This is a genomic window from Micromonospora sp. NPDC005205, from assembly GCF_040608275.1.
Classification (GTDB): domain Bacteria; phylum Actinomycetota; class Actinomycetes; order Mycobacteriales; family Micromonosporaceae; genus Micromonospora.
The window spans coordinates 33068-50271 of sequence record NZ_JBEXHV010000020.1 but is presented as its reverse complement, the minus strand read 5'-3'; the positions used below and the strand labels follow the sequence as shown (position 1 = coordinate 50271).

Genomic DNA, 17204 nt, shown 5'->3' with positions numbered 1-17204 from the left:
TGAACCGGGCCGGGGCCGGGGCCGGGTGGTGGGTGGTGACGATGCGACGTCTGATCGGTCTACGTCCGTCGATGGTAGTGATTGCGGCGCGGGAGTTGGTCGGGGTCGAGCCAGGCCGGTGGAAGGAATTCCGGGTGCCCGTCGTCGCCGAGCCGGACGACCCAGTCGCTCTGGTGGACGTGCCGGTGATGATGGCCGCAGAGCAGCACGGCGTTGTCGAGGCTGGTCGGGCCACCGTCGGCCCAGTGCCGGATGTGGTGCGCGGCGCACCAGCGCGCCGGCCGGTCGCAGCCGGGGAAGGCGCAGCCGCCGTCGCGCAACACCAGTGCCCGCCGCAGCGGCCCCGTGATCAGGCGGCGTTGCCGGCCCACGTCGAGGACCTGGCCGGCGCCGCCGAGCACGGCGGGTAGGACGGCGGCGTCACAGGCGAGCCGGCGCACCGTGTCGGGGGTGAGCCGCAGACCGACGTCGAGGGCGCCGGCGCCCAACTGGCGGGTCAACCCGTCATAGCCGGTGGTGACGACAATCTGGGCCGGGTCACCGCCGTTCTCGGGCAGCTCACCGGTGCGCAGGGCGAGCCGGCAGACGTCGGCGAGGGCGTCGTGGCGACGCTGCCCGGCGCAGCGGGTGTCTTCCGGGTCGGTGGGTGCGCTCAGCGGGTCGATGACGGCGCGCAGCAGGGCGGCGGACTCGGCGTCGAGGGTGCCGCTGAGTCGCAGGCGGCCGTCGGTCTGGGTGGAGATGGTGACGTGCCGGTCGCGCGCCGCTCGGGCGGCCTCGGCGGCCAGCGCCGCCGCAGCGGCGGCGTCGGCGAGGTCCGGGGCGACGTGGTCGAGGATGCGGGCGCCCAGCCGACGCAGCAGGGTGGGGTCGAACTGCCTGGCCCACTCGACGAGCACTCCGACAGCCTTTTCGGCCACCTCGGGACCCGCCGACGCCGTCACCGTGGCGGCCGTGTCGGCGATGACCCGGGCCTGCTCCACGCTGACCGCCGCGCTCGCCAGCGCCTCCCGCACACCGGGCGGGGCAACGTCGACCGAGGCCGCAAGGCCGACCAGCCGGCGCGCGGCCGAGACGTCGAGTCGCAGGCGATGCCGTAGCCACGCGGTCGTCGAGGACGCGCCCTGCGCGACCGCGGTGCCCCGACCGTCCAACTCGCGGACCGCCGCCAACTGCACCGCCGCCAGCCGCTGCTGCAGCCGGTGGGTGGCGTCGAGCACCGCGATCAGATCGCGCTCGGAGAGAGCCCAGGCAGCGGCGTCGGCGCAGCTCGCCACCGCATTCTCCGCCCGCGCCAACTCATCGATCACGAGCAAACTCTAGAACAGGTGTACGACAAAAAACGGCCGCGCGGAGCGCCCTGGGCGACCCAATCAGGCCCGGTCAGCCCTCGGCCAACTCCGGCCGGTGCTCCCGGATCCAGGCCACCACGTCCGACCTCCGCCAGACCTTGCCCATTGCGAGCACGGCGACCGGCTCGGGGAAGTTCCGTTGGTTGGCGATCACGGACGCGCGCTGCCGGGACACACTTCCCAGCATCTCCCGAATCTCCGACACGCCAACAAGGTCCACACATTGACGATGACAGTGGCACAGTCGCTAGACGGCGACAACTACGCAGACTGTTGACACAGGAAATAGCTGACGCCACGATTGACGTATGACCACGCCGAATAGCCGTCACTGCCCTCACCCACTGGAAGCCCTGCATCCGGTGCACCAGCACCTACCACGCCGGCCGTCGTGGCTCTGTCGGGTGTGCGCCGCCGCCTGGCCGTGTGCATTTGCCCGGATGTTGCTACGGGTGGAGTACGGCACCGACCGTGTGGCACTGTCGATCTACATGGCGAGCCAACTCTTCGACGCGACAGCCGACCTGTTCACGCTCAACCCCGAGCCGGGACCCGACCCACGGGAGCTGTTCGACAGGTTCCTGGCGTGGACGGCCAAGCCGTAGCTGTGACAACAGCGGCCGGTCAGCTCTCGTCGGGGGTGCGCTTGGCGCGGCTGGGCTGGACCCGCTTGGGTTCGCCGGGCATCTTCGGGTGGTCCGGCGGGTACGGCAGGTCGCCCTGGCCGGCGGCGGCGTCGCGCTCGGCCCACTCGAGCAGCGGGGTGATGTCCCACGGTGCGTCGTCGATCCCGGCGTGCGGGTCACCTCGCTCGGCGAGCCGGGCCGGCACGGTGCGCAGGTCGAAGTCGTCCGGGTCGACGTCGGGTAGCTCGTCCCAGGTGACCGGGGTGGAGACGGTGGCCCGCGCGTTGGCCCGCAGCGAGTACGCGCAGGCGATCGTGCGGTCGCGCGCCATCTGGTTGAAGTCGACGAAGACCCGGGTGCCGCGCTCCTCCTTCCACCAGGCGGTGGTGACCAGGTCGGGGTTGCGGCGTTCCACCTCCCGGGCCAGCGCGATGGTGGCCCGGCGCACCTCGGTGAACGTCCAGCGGGGTTGGATGCGCAGGTAGACGTGCACGCCCCGGCCGCCGGAGGTCTTCGGCCAGCCGGTCGCGCCCAGCTCGTCGAGGAGCGCGCGGACCTCGCCGGCGGCCCGCGCCGCGTCGGCGAAGTCGGTGCCGGGCTGCGGGTCCAGGTCGATGCGCAGCTCGTCGGGACGGTCGACGTCGGCGGATCGCACGGGCCACGGGTGGAAGACGATCGTGCCCATCTGCGCCGCCCAGGCCACGTGCGCCAGGTCGGCCGGGCAGAGCTCCGCGGCGCTCCGACCGCTCGGGAAGGTGATCTGGGCGGTCGTCACCCAGGGCGGCACCCCCCGGGTGGGCACCCGCTTCTGAAAGAAGGCCTCGCCCTCGACGCCCTCGGGGAAGCGTTGCAGGGTGGTCGGGCGGTCCCGCAGGGCGCGCATGATCCCGTCGCCGACCGCGAGGTAGTAGTGGAAGACATCCGCCTTGGTGAACCCCCGCTGCGGGAAGATCACCCGATCCGGACTGCTCAACCGGACGGTGTGCCCGGCTACTTCGACCTCGGCGGCCGCAGCCTTGGTGCCACCCATCCCGCGACCTTATGCCACGCCCCCGACGTTCGACGTACCGTTGACGGGTGAGTCTTGACGACAACGAGCTGCCCCGTACCGACGAAGAGTGGCGGGTCCGACTGACCCCCGAGGAGTTCCACGTTCTCCGGGAGGCCGGCACCGAACGCCCGTGGACGGGCGAGTACGTGGACACGAAGACCCAGGGGGTCTACCACTGCCGCGCCTGCGGGCTGGAGCTGTTCTCCAGCGACACGAAGTTCGACTCGCACTGCGGCTGGCCGAGCTTCGACGACGCCATCCCGGGCCGGGTCAAGGAGATCGAGGACCGCACCCTCGGCATGGCCCGTACGGAGATCCGCTGCGCCCGCTGCGACAGTCACCTCGGGCACGTCTTCCACGGCGAGGGCTTCACCCCGAAGGACACCCGGCACTGCGTCAACTCGGTCTCCATCAAGCTGGAACCCCGCTGAGCGAGGAGCCGCTCAGGGCGTACCCCTGAGCATTTCGACCTCGGCGGTCCGGGACTGTTCGATCCGGCGGGCCAGGTCGCGGACCTGCTCGTTGCGGCCGACACCGACCTGGGATCTGGCCAGGTCGGCGGCCCATCGCTGGTGGTCGGCGAGCACCTCGCGCAGCACGCGGTCGACGTCCGCGTCCGGCGCGGTCCGCAGCCGGTCGAGCGCGGCGTCGTCGCCGTGCCCGTCGTGATGGTGTGCGGCCGCGCTGGCGCCCGGCCCTGCCGTGGGCAGCCAGCCGCGCATGGCGGCCAGCTCGTCGGCCTCGGTCGCCTCGACGGCGGCGGCCAGGGTGCGCAGCGCGTCGTCGCGTACCCGGTCCCGGGCCAGCCGGACGATCTGCAGGGTGCGTTCGCTGTGCCCGACCATGGTGCTCAGGAACACCACGTCGATCCCGCTCATCGAGTCCGCCCCGATCGGGGACCCGGCACCCGCGGACCCGGCCGCCGCCGAGCCGGCCGGGGACGTGGGTGTCGGCTGCGGCACTGTCGACGGGCTCGACGTGGGCGGTCCGGCGCAGGCTCCGGTGAGCAGCAGAGCCGCGACGAGGAAGGCCAGCGGGGTACGGCGGGGCATGCCGGTTGCCTCCGTTCGCGCGAGAGTGGCGACACGGGTGCGACCAGGGGCCGCACCCGTGCGGTCAGACCTGGAGCCAGAGCGCCGGTACGTTCGGCGGCTCCCAGCCCGGGATCGCGGTGTGCGCCTGCCGGCAGCGGTACGTCGCTCCGCCGTAGGTGACCTGGTCGCCGACCTGGTACGCCCGGCCTGTCGCCCACGTGCCGCCCTGGGTGGGCGGATTGGTCGGGGTGGGGGTCGGGGTCGGCCGTGGGGTGGCGGTCGGGGTCGGGGTCGGGGTCGGGGTCGGGTTCGACCCGCCGCCACCGATCTGCACGTCGATGCAGGAGTAGAAGGCGTTCGCCGTGTCGGAGATGTTCCACACCGCGAGGATCTTCTGCCGGCCCGAGAAGCCGCCGAGGTTGACGTTGTGCGACACCGTGGCGCCCGGCTGCTGGTTGTTGCCGTTGACCACACCGACGCGGGTGTTGCCGATCCAGTACTCCCAGTTGCTGGTGGCGTGCCGGGCGGTGTTCACCCAGGTGAAGGTCAGCGAGCTGCCCACCGAGGTGGCCGGCCAGCCCCGGCTGTCGTCGTTGAGGACGGCGAACTGGGAGATTCCGGCATTGCAGCTGCGCAGGCCCTTGGGCCCTTCGACGCTCTGCGGCTCGTACCTGATCTGCCCGCAGTCGGGCACCCGGCCCTGCGCGCAGAGCGCCTGCCGGCTCGGTGGGGCGGAGACGTAGCCGTGCGCCTGCGCGGGGGCGGCGACGGTGAGGGTGGCGGCGACAGCGCCCGCCGCCACCAGCGGGACGGTGATTCTTCGACGCATCGGGGCAGCTCCTTCTCCAGGTCCGGTGAGGTGCCCCTCAAAGTAATTTAAACATTGTTAACAGTAAAGACTCTCATCGATAAATCCATCGATGATGGCAGTTTTCTTCTCAGAGCCGGAGCAGGCTGCCCCCGTCGTCGACCTCGTCGGCCGACTCGTCGTCCAACCAGACACCGCCGGTGCCGAGGTAGCGGAACCGGTACTCCCCCGGCGGCAGCTTCACCGTCACCGTCCGGGTGCCGTCGCGGCGGGTCATCAACTCGTGTCGACCGGGCTGCCAGCCGTTGAACGAGCCGACGACGCTCACCGGGCCGGGCGGGACATCGCGGGGCAGGCAGAAGGTGACCCGGGTCTGGTTGCCGAAGAGCCTGTTGCGCTTGATCACGGTGATCCTCCGGGGGTTGCGGCGGTTCACCAGGCACAACGGGCAACACGCCGACGCCGACACGCCGCCGCCACGGTCGGGCGTCGACGTTCCGCCCCCACCTCGGTGCCACCTGGAGGATTCTGTAGGCACTTGTCCATTTAACGGAGGTTTTCGGTGGCAACCTGCGAGGTCTGCGGCAACGACTACTGGATGGCGTTCGAGGTGCACACCGTCAGCGGCGACGTGCACACCTTCGACTCGTTCGAGTGCGCGATCCACCGCATGGCACCGATCTGCGAGCACTGCCAGGTCAAGATCTCCGGGCACGGCGTCGAGGTCAACGGCCGCTTCTTCTGCTGCGCACACTGCGCCCGCGCCGTCGAGGGAGCGGTGGGTGCCGAGATCCGCGACGCCGTCGGCGCCCGCCCGGCCTGACCGCGCCCGCCCGGCCGACGCCACCCACCTCGCGCCCGACCGGGCGGATCTCAGGTGAACCCGCCCGACCTACCATCGGTGGATGCCCCAGCAGACCACCGAACTCCGGACGGCCTCCTTCGCCGACCTGAACGCCCGCACCCTCCACGACCTGCTCAAACTGCGCATCGACGTGTTCGTTGTGGAGCAGAACTGCCCGTACCCGGAGCTGGACGGGCGGGACGTCGAGCCGGGCACCCGGCACGTCTGGCTCACCGACGGCGGCGCGCCGCTGGCGTACCTGCGGATTCTGGCCGACCCGGACGGTGTCGCCCGGATCGGTCGGGTCGTGGTGGCCCCGGCGGCGCGCGGCGGCGGACACGCCGGCCGGCTGATGACGGCGGCGCTGGAGGTGGTGGGCAACCGGACCTGCGTGCTGGAAGCCCAGTCGCACCTGGTCGCGTTCTACAGCCGGCACGGCTTCACGGTCAGCGGCCCCGAGTACGTCGAGGACGGCATCCCGCACACCCCGATGCGGCGCGATGCCATTGACGGCTGACTATCGAGCTGGCATGGTGCCGGGTAGAGCCGTCGCGGGAGCCAGCGACAGGCACGGGAGTGGGCAACTCCCGGCGATCCGGGTGTCGACGTCCCACCTCATCCCCCCGGGGGCTCCATGTCCACACTCACCCGATCACGACGCGTGCTCTGGCTGTTCGCCATCGTGGCGGCCACCGCGCTCCTGTTGACGACCGCACTGACCACCATCCTGACCAAGCCCGCCTCGGCGCACGGTTCGGTGGTCGACCCGGCGTCGCGCAACTACAGCTGTTGGCAACGTTGGGGCGCCGACTTCCAGAACCCTCGGATGGCCACCGAGGACCCGATGTGCTGGCAGGCCTGGCAGTCCGACCCGGCCGCCATGTGGAACTGGAACGGCCTGTTCCGCGAGGGCGTGGGCGGTAACCACCAGGCCGCCGTCCCCGACGGCCAACTGTGCAGCGGCGGACGCACCCAGAGCCCCCGCTACAACGCGCTGGACACCGTCGGCGCCTGGAAGACCACGTCGGTGTCGAACAACTTCCGGCTCCGCTTCTTCGACCAGGCCAGCCACGGCGCCGACTACATCCGGGTGTACGTGACGAAGCAGGGCTTCAACTCGGCCACCCAACCGCTCGGCTGGGGCAACCTGGAGTTGGCCGGCCAGATCGGCAACACCCCGGCCTCCCAGTGGAACCCGGACACCGGTGGTGTCTCGATCCAGATCCCGGTGAGCGCGCCGGGACGCACCGGACGGCACATCGTCTACACCGTCTGGCAGGCCAGCCACCTGGACCAGTCGTACTACCTGTGCAGCGACGTCGACTTCGGCGGCGGGTCGACCACCCCACCGCCCACCACGCCCCCGCCGACGACCCCGCCGCCCACCACGCCGCCGCCCACCACTCCCCCGCCGAGCACTCCGCCGCCGGCCGGTGCCTGCACGGCGACGTACCAGGTCACCGGTCAGTGGTCCGGTGGCTTCCAGGCCGACGTGAAGGTGACCGCCGGCGGTTCACCGACCCGGGGCTGGTCGGTGAGCTGGAACTACGGCAACGGCCAGCAGGTCACCTCGTCGTGGAACGCGACGGTCAGCACCAGCGGCACGCTCGTCACCGCACGTAACGTCAACCACAACGGCACCCTTGCCGCCGGAGCGAGCACCACGTTCGGATTCCTCGGCTCGTGGAACGGCAGCAACCCGGTTCCGCTGGTCTCCTGTACGACGACCAGTTGATCCCCGGCCGGCGCCGCACCCGGGCGGGGGTGCGGCGCCGGCCGGTGGAATGCGGTGGTGCCCGGCGATCCGTCCGGGCACCATCGCCGCATGATCGACATCAGGGTGCTCACCCCCGACGACTGGCAGACCTGGCGCAAACTGCGGCTGGCCGCCCTCACCGAGGCACCGGGAGCGTTCAGCTCCCGACTCACCGACTGGCAGGGCGACGGCGACCGTGAGCAACGCTGGCGCGACCGGCTGAGCATCCCGGGCTCACACAACCTGGTGGCCGTCCTGGCCGGGCGTCCGGTCGGGATGTCGAGCGGCGTACCCACGTCGGACCCGCTCATGGTGGACCTGATCTCGATGTGGGTACACCCCGACGCTCGCGGCAAGGGTGTCGCAGACCGTTTGGTGGACGAGGTGGCGCGCTGGGCCCAGGAGCGCGGCGCCGATCGGCTACGGCTCACCGTCATGCCGGACAACGCGGCGGCGAAGGCCCTCTACCACCGCGCCGGCTTCCGCCTGACCGACGAGCCAGGCGACCTCATGCCCGACGGCGTACGCCCAGAACAGATCATGCTCCGCCCCCTCCGACCAGCACACCTCACCCCGTCACGCTGAGCGAGACGCCCCGTCACCCTCCATGCCGCCGAGCCAACCCCGTCCCGGCTCGCCCAACCCCCGTGCCCCTCGTCGATCAAGGAGTTGTGGTGGTCGACAAAGCACCCGCGGGTTCCCAAACCAGGCACCACAACTCCATGATCGGCCAGTTCGGGGCAGCCGGTGCGCCGATCTTGCACTTCCGGTTGCCAGATCGCGGCTTACGCCCCTTTCGCTGGGACAGAAAGTGCAAGATCGCGGGGGCGGGGGGCGGGGGCGGGGGCGAGGGCGAGGGCGGGGGCCGTCAGACCAGGCAGTTGACGATTTCGGCTACCGAGCGGCGGCGGCCGGTGTAGAACGGGACCTCTTCGCGGACGTGCCGGCGGGCGCCGGAGGCGCGCAGGTCCCGCATCAGGTCGACGATCCGGTGCAGTTCGTCGGCCTCGAAGGCGAGCATCCACTCGTAGTCGCCGAGCGCGAACGAGGCGACGGTGTTGGCTCGCACGTCCGGGTAGCCGCGGGCCATCTTGCCGTGCTCGGCCAGCATCTCGCGCCGCTCGGAGTCGGGCAGCAGGTACCACTCGTAGGAGCGGACGAACGGGTACACGCAGATGTAGGGGCGAGCCTCCTCACCGGCCAGGAACGCCGGAATGTGGCTCTTGTTGAACTCCGCCGGTCGGTGCAGCGCCATCTGCGACCACACCGGAGTCAGCGCCCGGCCCAGCGTGGTGCGGCGGAACCGCAGGTAGGCGTCCTGGAGCGCGTCGGGGGACGCGGAGTGCCACCAGATCATCACGTCCGCGTCGGCGCGCAGCCCGGAGACGTCGTACACGCCCCGGACCACCACGTCCTTACCGGCCAGCTCGTCGAAGAGGGACACCACCTCGCCGGTGACGTTGTCCCGCAGCGACGGCAGCGGGGAGCTGGCCCGGAACACCGACCACATGGTGTAGCGGATGCTGTCGTTCAGCTCCCGCAACCGGGCCGCGTTGGTCTGCTCGGTCATCTCGCCGATCCTCCCAGTGCTGTGATGATCTCTTCGGCCGCCGTCTCGCCGGAGCGGACGCAGACCGGGATGCCGACGCCGTCGTAGCCGGCGCCGGCGAGAACCAGTGTGGGGTGCGCGGCCCGCAGCGCCGTCCGCGCGGCCCCGAGCCGGTCGGCGTGCCCCGGCGCGTACTGCGGCAGCGCACCGCCCCACCGCTGCACGTGCCCGTCGACCGGGGCGGGCAGCGAGGTGCCGAGCACCGCCGACAACTCCCGGTGCACTGTGGCCGCCAGGTCCGCGTCGGGGCGCTGCAGGTGCGCCTCCTCGCCGTACCGGCCCACCGAGGCGCGCACCACTGCCAACCCGTCCGGCTGGCGCAGGTGCCCCCACTTCGTGGTGAAGAAGGTCGCCGCCTTGATCAGCAGGCCCTCGGTGCTCGGCACCAGGAAGCCGGACAGCTCGGGTAGTCGCGGCTGCGGCAACGCCATGGTGACCAGCGCGACGCTCGCGTAATCCAGCGCGCCGACGCCCGCCGCCACCGCCGGCGCGGGGCCGGCGAGCAGCCGCGCCGCCGGTCGCGCCGGCACGGCCAGCACCACCGCGTCCACGTCCACGAACTCCGGGTCGCGGGTCGGGCCGACGGTGAGCCGCCAACCCGTGTCGGTCGCTGTCAGCTCGCGCACGGCGGCGTCCCGCCGTACCGTCGCGCCGCTGGCCGTCACGGCGGCCTCGACCAGGGTGCTGAGCCCACCGGCGAGGGTGCCGAAGACCGGGGCGCCGGGCGCACGCGGCGCGGCGGCCTGCGCGGCCCGGACCGCACCGACCAGGGTGTGCTCCACCCGGGCCGTGCGGGCCAGCGCCGGCATCGTCGTGACCAGGGAAAGATCGTCGGCGCGGCCCGCGTACACGCCGCCCAGCATCGGGTCGACCAGCCGCTCGACCACCTCGTCGCCGAAACGGGACCGGACCAGCGCGCCCACCGAGACGTCAGCGTCCGGCCCGACCAGCGGCCGACCGCCGTCGGTGTCGGCGTCCGCGGCCGGGCGGGCGACAGTGGCCACCCGATCCAGATCCCCGGGTACGCCCACCAGGGTGCCGCCCGGGATGGGGCGCAGCCCTCCGTCGATGACCAGCGCGGCCTGCCCCACAGTGGGGTGCACGATCTTCTCGGCCAGCCCGAGCCGGCGGGCGAGGGCCACCGCCGCGCTCTCGGCGCCGGTCGGGTCGCGCATCAGGAAAGACTCCGCGCCGAACTCCACCGGCTGACCGGCCAGGTCCCCGGTGCGCAGCTTCCCGCCCAGCGCGCCGGACTGCTCGTACACAGTGATCTCGGTGCCGGCGGGTGCTCGGTCGCGCAGGCGGACCGCGGCGGCCAGCCCGGCGATCCCGCCGCCGACCACCGCCACCCGCCAGGGCCGCCGCATTCCCGGTCAGCCCTGGTCGGCTCGGCGGCTGGACAGCTCGTGCACCAGCGCGACCACCCGGGTCAGCACCTCCGGGTCGGTCTCCGGCATGACCCCGTGGCCGAGGTTGAACACGTGCCCGGGGGCTGCCCGGCCCTGCTCCAGGATGCGGCGCACCTCGGCCTCCACGACCGGCCACGGCGCGAGCAGCACGCACGGGTCCAGGTTGCCCTGCACCGCCTTGTCCGCGCCGATCCGGCCGGTGGCCACGTCCAGCGGCGTACGCCAGTCGACGCCGACCACGTCGGCCCCGGCCTCGCCCATCGCGCCGAGCAGCTCGGCGGTGCCCACCCCGAAGTGGATCCGGGGCACCCCGGCGTCAACGAGCCCGCTCAGCACGGTGGTCGAGTGCGGCAGCACGAAACGGCGGTAGTCGGCCTCGGAGAGCGCGCCGGCCCACGAGTCGAACAGCTGCACGGCGGAGACGCCGGCCTCGATCTGCACCCGCAGGAAGGCAAGCGTCACGTCGGCCAGCCGGGCGCACAGTGCGTGCCACAGCTCCTCATCGCCGTACATCAGGGCCTTGGTCTTCGCGTGGGTGCGCGACGGCCCGCCCTCGACCAGATAGCTGGCCAGCGTGAACGGCGCACCGGCGAAACCGATCAGCGGGGTGTCGCCGAGCTCGACCACCAACTGCCGGACGGCCTCGTCGACGTACGAGACGTCGTCGCGGGTGATCCGGCGGATGCGCTCCACGTCGGCGGCGGTGCGGATCGGCTCGGCGACCACCGGGCCGGTGCCCGGCACGATGTCCAGGTCGATCCCGGCGGCGGCGACGGGCACCACGATGTCGCTGAACAGGATCGCCGCGTCCACGCCGTGGCGGCGAACCGGCTGGAGGGTGATCTCGGTGACCAGCTCCGGGCGCCGGCAGGACTCCAGCATCGGCACGCTCGCCCGGATCTCCCGGTACTCCGGGAGGGAGCGGCCGGCCTGGCGCATGAACCAGACCGGGGTGTGCGGGACGGGCCGACGTCGGCAGGCCCGAATGAAGGGCGAGTCGGCCGGTCCGCCGGGGCGGGATTCTCCGTCTCGGGCGACAGTGCCCGTGGTGTCCGTGGTCATCGCCGCAATCGTGCCACGCCCACCACCGGAAACCGGGTGGGGGTGAGAGGAAGGGCACCGTTCCTTACGCCCGGCGCCCTTCCGAGCGTCGGCGCGCCGTCGAAGCGGGCGACGGACGGCGGCATAGGCTGCCGACATGGCCCCCCCGATCGCGCTCCCGGAGACGTTCGCCCGCGCGGTCGCCGGGCTGCGGTCGGCCGCCCCCCGGCCGGAGATCACCCTGGAGGAGGTCGGTGCCCCCCAGCGACTGGCCCCGTACGCGTTCGCGCTCGCCGCGACAGTGCTGCGCGACGACGACGAGGTGGCGACCGGTCGGCTGATCCTGTTGCACAACCCGGTCGGGCACGAGGCGTGGCAGGGCACCCTGCGGCTGGTCACCTACGTGACAGCCGAGTTGGAGGTCGATCTGGCCGCCGACCCGCTGCTGCCCGGGGTCGGCTGGACGTGGCTGACCGACGCGTTGGACGCCCAGGACGCCGGCCACCGGGCGATCGGTGGAACGGTGACGCAGACCATGTCGACCCGGTTCGGCGATCTCGCCGGGCCACCGACCATCGGCGACATCGAGATCCGCGCGTCCTGGACGCCGGTCGACGACGACCTGACACCGCACCTGCTCGGCTGGTGCGTCCTGCTCGCCTCCACCGCCGGTCTCCCCCCACCGGGCGTCACCGCCCTCGCCGACCGCCGCCCGGCTGGCGCAGCCTGACGTTCGGCCCTCGGGAGGACACCTTGCGGACACCTGATCGACACACGCCGGACCGGCTGCACCCGCCGGATCTCCGCGCGCACTAGGGTTGGCAGGTGACCGACGAACCACCCCTGCGCCGTCGGCCCACCGAAGACCTTCCGGGAAACGCACCCCAGCACCCGCCGTCGGCCCAGCCGCAGCCGGCGGGCGTGGGGGCTGACCCGGCCGACGGTGGGCCCGTTCCGCTGATCGCCCCGCGTGACGGCACCCCCGATCCGGTGGCCGCCCCGGCCGAGCTTGCCGAGGTCGTGGCCCGCTTCGCGGCGGGCACCGGCCCGGTCGCGCTGGACGCCGAACGGGCTTCCGGCTACCGCTACAGCCAACGGGCCTACCTCGTGCAACTTCGCCGGGCTGGTGCGGGCACGGCGCTGATCGACCCGCTGCCACTGCCCGACCTCAGCGCACTGGACGCGGTGATCGGTGAGGCCGAGTGGGTCCTCCACGCGGCCAGCCAGGATCTGCCCTGCCTGGCCGAGGTGGGGTTGCGTCCACGCCGACTGTTCGACACCGAGCTGGCGGCTCGGCTGGCCGGGTTCGAACGCGTCGGGCTGGCCGCGCTCACCGAACAGCTGCTCGGGTTCACCCTGGAGAAGCACCACTCGGCGGCCGACTGGTCGAGCCGACCGCTGCCCGAGTCGTGGTTGACGTACGCCGCCCTCGACGTGGAGCTGCTCACCGACCTGCGCGACGCGCTGGACGCCGAGTTGACCCGGCAGGGCAAGTCGGCCTGGGCCGCGGAGGAGTTCGCGGCGCTGGTCCGCACCGGGGCACGCCCGCCCCGGGTTCGGGCGGAGCCGTGGCGGCGCACCTCGGGCATCCACCGGCTGCGGGGGGCGCGGGCGCAGGCCCGGGTCCGCTCGATGTGGTACGCCCGGGACCAGATCGCGTCCCGGCGCGACGCCGCTCCCGGTCGGGTGCTGCCCGACTCGGCGATCATCGCCGCGGCCGAGCTGGACCCGAAGGACGAGAAGACCCTGCTGACCCTGCCCGGCTTCGGCGGTCGGTCGGTCCGTCGGCTGGCCCGCACCTGGCTCGCCGCGCTCGACGACGCCCGGCAGCTACCGGAGGATTCCCTGCCGGTCTCGCCGGCCGTGGAGGGCCCGCCCCCGCCGCACCGATGGGCCGAGCGGGACCCGGTGGCGGCCGGTCGGCTGGCCCGCTGCCGGGAGGTCGTGATCCGCATCGCCGGCGAGCACAACCTGCCGCCGGAAAACCTGATCACTCCGGATTCGGTCCGCCGGCTGGCCTGGACCCCGCCGGAGGAGATCACCGAGGAGTCGGTGGCGGAGACCCTGCGCGGCCTCAACGCCCGCGAGTGGCAGATCGCCCTCCTCACCCCCGACCTGGCCGAAGCCCTGACCCCAAAGACCCCAACCCCCTAACACCCCCACCCCGCCCCGCCCCGCCCCGCCCCGCCCCCGCCCCCGCCCGTTGATCATGAAGTTATTGCCAGGACACGCCGATGCCGATGGCAACAACTTCATGATCAACGGGGCGTTGGCGCGCGCCGGTGTGGGGTGGGCCACAGCGGGGGGTGGGGGACGGGGTTGGTTACTGACGAGTAGCATTCGGGGCAACGTGCCCCTCGGCTAGGAGGCTCAAGTGCCCCGTGAAGTTCGCGATGTCGTCTTCGTCGACGGCGTCCGTACCCCGTTCGGCAAGGCGGGTGGCATGTACGCCAACACCCGCGCCGACGACCTGGTGATCCGCTGCATCCGGGAACTGCTGCGTCGTAACCCGCAGCTGCCCCCGGAGCGGGTCGAGGAGGTCGCCATCGCGGCCACCACCCAGATCGGCGACCAGGGCCTCACCATCGGCCGCACCGCCGCCCTGCTGGCCGGGCTGCCCAAGACCGTTCCCGGCTTCGCCATCGACCGGATGTGCGCGGGGGCGATGACAGCGGTCACCACCGTGGCCAGCGGCATCGCCATGGGCGCGTACGACATCGCCATCGCCGGTGGCGTCGAGCACATGGGCCGCCACCCGATGGGTGAGGGCGTCGACCCCAACCCGCGCATCATCGCGGAGAAGCTGGTCGACCCGTCCGCGCTGGTGATGGGCTCCACCGCGGAGAACCTGCACGACCTGGTCCCGCACATCACCAAGGCCCGCACCGACGCGTTCGCGCTCGCCTCGCAGCAGAAGACCGCCAAGGCGTACGCCAACGGCAAGCTCCAGGACGACCTGGTGCCGATGTCGATCCGCGACGCGGAGGGCGGCTGGGGCCTGGCCACCGTGGACGAGGCCCCGCGGGACACCTCGCTGGAGAAGTTGGCCACCCTGAAGACCCCGTTCCGCCCGCACGGCAAGGTCACCCCGGGCAACGCGGCCGGCCTGAACGACGGCGCCACCGCGAGTCTGCTGGCCGACGAGGCCACCGCCCGCGAGCTGGGTCTGCCGGTCGCCATGCGGCTGGTGTCGTTCGGCTTCGTCGGAGTCGAGCCGGAGGTGATGGGCGTCGGCCCGATCCCGTCGACGGAGAAGGCGCTGCGCCTCGCCGGGCTCAGCATCGACGACATCGGCCTGTTCGAGCTGAACGAGGCCTTCGCCGTGCAGGTGCTCGCCTTCCTCGACCACTTCGGCATCGCCGACGACGACGCGCGGGTCAACCCGTGGGGCGGTGCGATCGCCATCGGTCACCCCCTCGCGTCCTCCGGCGTACGGCTGATGACGCAGCTGGCCCGCCAGTTCGCCGAGCACCCGGAGGTCCGCTACGGCCTCACGGCGATGTGCATCGGCATCGGCATGGGCGGCACGGTCATCTGGGAGAACCCGCACTGGACGGAGGGCGACAAGTGAGCGCACTGGACGCACCGAACGAGGTCGTCACCCGGGCGCTGCTGCGTCAGGTGAACGTGCCGGGGCTGGACCGGCCCGCCGCCCTGATCACGCTCGACAACGGCTTCGACCACACCAAGCCGAACACCTTCGGCCCGGGTGGGTTGGCCAGCCTGGACGAGGCGATCACCGCCGCGCTCGCCGCCGACCCGGCGTTCATCGCGGTCACCGGCAAGCCGTACATCTTCTGCGTGGGCGCGGACATCGTCGGCCTGCCGCAGCTCGCCGACCGCGCGCAGGCGCTGGAGATCGGCCGGCTCGGCCACCGGGTCTTCGCCCGGCTCAAGGACAGCACCGTTCCGACCTTCGCGTTCGTCAACGGCGCGGCGATGGGCGGTGGCCTGGAGCTGGCGCTGCACTGCCACTACCGGACGCTCTCCGGGGGCGCGGCGGCCCTCGCGCTGCCCGAGGTGTCCCTCGGTCTGGTCCCGGGCTGGGGCGGCACCCAGCTGTTGCCGAACCTGATCGGCATCCCCGCCGCGACCCAGGTGATCATCCAGAACCCGCTGATGCAGAACAAGATGCTCAAGCCCAAGCAGGCCGCCGAGCTGGGCATCGCGGACGTCCTGTTGGAGCCGGCGGACTTCCTGGAGCGGTCCCTGGAGTGGGCTGCCGGCGTGGTCCGGGGTCAGGTCACAGTGACCCGACCCGAGGTCGACAAGGACATGTGGGCGGGCGTGCTCTACTTCGCCCGGGAGACGCTGAACCAGCGGCTGCACGGTGCGGTCCCGGCCGCGTACAAGGCGCTCGACCTGCTGGAGGCGGCGAAGGACGGCGACTTCGCCGCCGGCACCGCCGCCGAGGACGAGGCCCTCGCGGATCTGGTCTTCTCCGAGGAGCTGCGCAGCGGCCTGTACGCGTTCGACCTGGTGCAGCGGCGGGCCAAGCGCCCGGCCGGCGCACCGGACAAGGGCCTGGCTCGCACGATCACCAAGGTCGGCATCGTCGGCGCGGGTCTGATGGCCAGTCAGCTGGCGCTGCTGTTCGCGCGCCGCCTCCAGGTGCCGGTGGTGATGACCGACCTCGACCAGTCCCGGGTGGACAAGGGCGTCGGTTACGTGCACACCCAGATCGAGAAGGCCGTCACCAAGGGCCGGATGGACAAGGGCACCGCCGCCAAGCTGTACGGCCTGGTCAGTGGCACTGTCGACAAGAGCGCCTTCGCGGACGCCGACTTCGTCATCGAGGCGGTCTTCGAGGACCTGGGTGTCAAGAAGCAGGTCTGGGCCGAGTTGGAGAAGATCGTCTCCCCGGAGGCGGTGCTCGCCACCAACACCAGTTCGCTGTCGATCACCGAGATGGCCGCCGAGCTGGAGCACCCGGAGCGGGTGGTCGGCTTCCACTTCTTCAACCCGGTGGCGGTGCTGCCGCTGCTGGAGATCGTCCGGGGTGAACGCACCGACGACGTCACCCTCGCTACCGCGTTCGCGGTCGGCAAGCAGCTCAAGAAGTCGAGCGTGCTGGTCAAGGACGCTCCGGCGTTCGTGGTGAACCGGCTTCTCACCCGCTTCCTGGGCACCGTCTTCGCCGCCGTCGACGCCGGCACCCCGCTGGACGTGGCGAACAGCGCACTGGACCCGCTGGGCCTGCCGATGCGTCCGCTCGCCTTGCTCCAGCTGGTCGGGCCGGCCGTCGCGTACCACGTGGGCGGCACCCTGCATACCGCGTACCCGGACCGGTTCGGGGTCAGCGAGAACCTCAAGCGGATCGCCGACTCCGGTCAGCCGATCGTGGTCGACGACCAGGTCAACGAGGAGGTCGCCAAGCTGCTCGTGGTGGGTGACCAGCCGTTGACCGCCGAGCAGGTACGCCAGAACGCCCTCGACGCGCTCGCGCAGGAGATCCGGCTGATGCTGGACGAGGGCGTGGTCGCCGAGGCGCAGGACATCGACCTGTGCATGATCCTGGGCGCCGGCTGGCCGTTCCACCTGGGCGGTGTCACGCCGTACCTGGACCGGACCGGCACCTCCGAGCGGGTCACCGGCCAGCGGTTCCTGCCGCGCGGCGCGGCGAGCCTGCCCGCCTGACAGATCGCAGCACCACGGTCGCGGTGGTCGGACCGTC

General features: G+C 72.0%; 19 protein-coding genes. 10 read left to right on the top strand and 9 right to left on the bottom strand.

Features of this window, described 5'->3' with window-relative positions; all coding sequences use genetic code 11:
* Positions 1 to 59: 59 nt before the first annotated feature.
* Together ABZU43_RS27715 and ABZU43_RS27710 are read right to left on the bottom strand one after the other, a co-directional pair.
* Positions 60 to 1310: a DUF222 domain-containing protein gene (locus ABZU43_RS27715; RefSeq protein ID WP_355009375.1), complete on the bottom strand. Its 1251-nt coding sequence runs from the start codon at positions 1308 to 1310 to the stop codon at positions 60 to 62.
* 73 nt (positions 1311 to 1383) lie between these two features.
* Positions 1384 to 1539, bottom strand: a complete 156-nt coding sequence (locus tag ABZU43_RS27710; RefSeq protein WP_355009374.1) for a hypothetical protein — start codon at positions 1537 to 1539, stop codon at positions 1384 to 1386.
* A 157-nt stretch (positions 1540 to 1696) separates the two neighbouring features.
* Between ABZU43_RS27710 and ABZU43_RS27705 the strand changes: the two genes are divergently transcribed.
* Entirely contained in the window at positions 1697 to 1957 is a 261-nt protein-coding gene (locus tag ABZU43_RS27705; protein WP_355009423.1) for a hypothetical protein, read from the top strand.
* 19 nt (positions 1958 to 1976) lie between these two features.
* Here the strand turns inward: ABZU43_RS27705 and ligD are convergent, their stop codons facing one another.
* Positions 1977 to 3008, bottom strand: a complete 1032-nt coding sequence (gene ligD / locus ABZU43_RS27700; protein ID WP_355009373.1) for a non-homologous end-joining DNA ligase — start codon at positions 3006 to 3008, stop codon at positions 1977 to 1979.
* Positions 3009 to 3055: 47 nt separating this feature from the next.
* Here ligD and msrB point away from each other — a divergent pair, with 47 nt between their 5' ends.
* Complete coding sequence (gene msrB / locus ABZU43_RS27695; protein WP_091400676.1) at positions 3056 to 3460, top strand: peptide-methionine (R)-S-oxide reductase MsrB; 405 nt, start codon at positions 3056 to 3058, stop codon at positions 3458 to 3460.
* Between the two features lie 12 nt (positions 3461 to 3472).
* Here msrB and ABZU43_RS27690 read toward each other — a convergent pair whose 3' ends face one another.
* The 3 genes from ABZU43_RS27690 to ABZU43_RS27680 all read right to left on the bottom strand — a co-directional run bounded on the left by ABZU43_RS27690 (position 3473) and on the right by ABZU43_RS27680 (position 5277).
* Complete coding sequence (locus tag ABZU43_RS27690; protein WP_355009372.1) at positions 3473 to 4081, bottom strand: DUF305 domain-containing protein; 609 nt, start codon at positions 4079 to 4081, stop codon at positions 3473 to 3475.
* Between the two features lie 64 nt (positions 4082 to 4145).
* On the bottom strand, positions 4146 to 4892 hold the full coding sequence (locus ABZU43_RS27685) for a lytic polysaccharide monooxygenase (protein WP_355009371.1): 747 nt from the start codon (positions 4890 to 4892) through the stop codon (positions 4146 to 4148).
* A gap of 109 nt (positions 4893 to 5001) precedes the next feature.
* On the bottom strand, positions 5002 to 5277 hold the full coding sequence (locus tag ABZU43_RS27680) for an isoamylase early set domain-containing protein (RefSeq protein ID WP_355009370.1): 276 nt from the start codon (positions 5275 to 5277) through the stop codon (positions 5002 to 5004).
* Positions 5278 to 5433: 156 nt separating this feature from the next.
* Between ABZU43_RS27680 and ABZU43_RS27675 the strand changes: the two genes are divergently transcribed.
* The 4 genes from ABZU43_RS27675 to ABZU43_RS27660 all read left to right on the top strand — a co-directional run bounded on the left by ABZU43_RS27675 (position 5434) and on the right by ABZU43_RS27660 (position 8056).
* Positions 5434 to 5694, top strand: a complete 261-nt coding sequence (locus ABZU43_RS27675) for a Prokaryotic metallothionein (protein ID WP_355009369.1) — start codon at positions 5434 to 5436, stop codon at positions 5692 to 5694.
* An 82-nt stretch (positions 5695 to 5776) separates the two neighbouring features.
* Positions 5777 to 6232, top strand: a complete 456-nt coding sequence (locus ABZU43_RS27670) for a GNAT family N-acetyltransferase (protein ID WP_355009368.1) — start codon at positions 5777 to 5779, stop codon at positions 6230 to 6232.
* Between the two features lie 117 nt (positions 6233 to 6349).
* Positions 6350 to 7450 carry a lytic polysaccharide monooxygenase gene (locus ABZU43_RS27665; protein WP_355009367.1) on the top strand — a complete coding sequence of 367 codons (1101 nt, stop codon included), beginning with the start codon at positions 6350 to 6352 and terminating at the stop codon, positions 7448 to 7450.
* Between the two features lie 90 nt (positions 7451 to 7540).
* Positions 7541 to 8056 carry a GNAT family N-acetyltransferase gene (locus ABZU43_RS27660; protein ID WP_355009366.1) on the top strand — a complete coding sequence of 172 codons (516 nt, stop codon included), beginning with the start codon at positions 7541 to 7543 and terminating at the stop codon, positions 8054 to 8056.
* A 283-nt stretch (positions 8057 to 8339) separates the two neighbouring features.
* On the opposite strand, the gene hemQ is transcribed toward ABZU43_RS27660, so the two are convergent.
* The 3 genes from hemQ to hemE are packed head-to-tail and all read right to left on the bottom strand — an operon-like array spanning position 8340 to position 11551.
* On the bottom strand, positions 8340 to 9041 hold the full coding sequence (gene hemQ / locus ABZU43_RS27655; protein ID WP_355009365.1) for a hydrogen peroxide-dependent heme synthase: 702 nt from the start codon (positions 9039 to 9041) through the stop codon (positions 8340 to 8342).
* Positions 9038 to 10447, bottom strand: a complete 1410-nt coding sequence (gene hemG, locus ABZU43_RS27650; RefSeq protein ID WP_355009364.1) for a protoporphyrinogen oxidase — start codon at positions 10445 to 10447, stop codon at positions 9038 to 9040. Before hemG ends, hemQ begins: the two co-directional genes overlap by 4 nt.
* A gap of 6 nt (positions 10448 to 10453) precedes the next feature.
* Positions 10454 to 11551, bottom strand: coding sequence for a uroporphyrinogen decarboxylase (gene hemE / locus ABZU43_RS27645; protein WP_355009363.1), 1098 nt, complete (start codon positions 11549 to 11551; stop codon positions 10454 to 10456).
* A 136-nt stretch (positions 11552 to 11687) separates the two neighbouring features.
* Between hemE and ABZU43_RS27640 the strand changes: the two genes are divergently transcribed.
* The 4 genes from ABZU43_RS27640 to ABZU43_RS27625 all read left to right on the top strand — a co-directional run bounded on the left by ABZU43_RS27640 (position 11688) and on the right by ABZU43_RS27625 (position 17167).
* Complete coding sequence (locus ABZU43_RS27640) at positions 11688 to 12260, top strand: DUF3000 domain-containing protein (RefSeq protein WP_355009362.1); 573 nt, start codon at positions 11688 to 11690, stop codon at positions 12258 to 12260.
* A 95-nt stretch (positions 12261 to 12355) separates the two neighbouring features.
* A complete protein-coding gene (locus ABZU43_RS27635) occupies positions 12356 to 13684 on the top strand; it encodes a ribonuclease D (RefSeq protein WP_355009361.1) in 1329 nt (442 codons plus the stop codon).
* Positions 13685 to 13904: 220 nt separating this feature from the next.
* Entirely contained in the window at positions 13905 to 15101 is a 1197-nt protein-coding gene (locus ABZU43_RS27630) for a thiolase family protein (RefSeq protein ID WP_355009360.1), read from the top strand.
* Positions 15098 to 17167, top strand: a complete 2070-nt coding sequence (locus ABZU43_RS27625) for a 3-hydroxyacyl-CoA dehydrogenase NAD-binding domain-containing protein (protein ID WP_355009359.1) — start codon at positions 15098 to 15100, stop codon at positions 17165 to 17167. The genes ABZU43_RS27630 and ABZU43_RS27625 overlap by 4 nt, the downstream gene beginning before the upstream one ends.
* Positions 17168 to 17204 lie beyond the last annotated feature (37 nt).

Bases quoted from the DNA above. Each gene is read 5' to 3' on its own strand.
- ABZU43_RS27670 (WP_355009368.1), top strand. From the start codon at position 5,777: ATGCCCCAGCAGACCACCGAACTCCGGACGGCCTCCTTCGCCGACCTG.
- ABZU43_RS27685 (WP_355009371.1), bottom strand. From the start codon at position 4,892: ATGCGTCGAAGAATCACCGTCCCGCTGGTGGCGGCGGGCGCTGTCGCC.
- ABZU43_RS27710 (WP_355009374.1), bottom strand. From the start codon at position 1,539: ATGCTGGGAAGTGTGTCCCGGCAGCGCGCGTCCGTGATCGCCAACCAA.
- hemE (WP_355009363.1), bottom strand. From the start codon at position 11,551: ATGACCACGGACACCACGGGCACTGTCGCCCGAGACGGAGAATCCCGC.
- ligD (WP_355009373.1), bottom strand. From the start codon at position 3,008: ATGGGTGGCACCAAGGCTGCGGCCGCCGAGGTCGAAGTAGCCGGGCAC.
- hemQ (WP_355009365.1), bottom strand. From the start codon at position 9,041: ATGACCGAGCAGACCAACGCGGCCCGGTTGCGGGAGCTGAACGACAGC.
- ABZU43_RS27640 (WP_355009362.1), top strand. From the start codon at position 11,688: ATGGCCCCCCCGATCGCGCTCCCGGAGACGTTCGCCCGCGCGGTCGCC.
- ABZU43_RS27665 (WP_355009367.1), top strand. From the start codon at position 6,350: ATGTCCACACTCACCCGATCACGACGCGTGCTCTGGCTGTTCGCCATC.
- ABZU43_RS27690 (WP_355009372.1), bottom strand. From the start codon at position 4,081: ATGCCCCGCCGTACCCCGCTGGCCTTCCTCGTCGCGGCTCTGCTGCTC.
- hemG (WP_355009364.1), bottom strand. From the start codon at position 10,447: ATGCGGCGGCCCTGGCGGGTGGCGGTGGTCGGCGGCGGGATCGCCGGG.
- ABZU43_RS27660 (WP_355009366.1), top strand. From the start codon at position 7,541: ATGATCGACATCAGGGTGCTCACCCCCGACGACTGGCAGACCTGGCGC.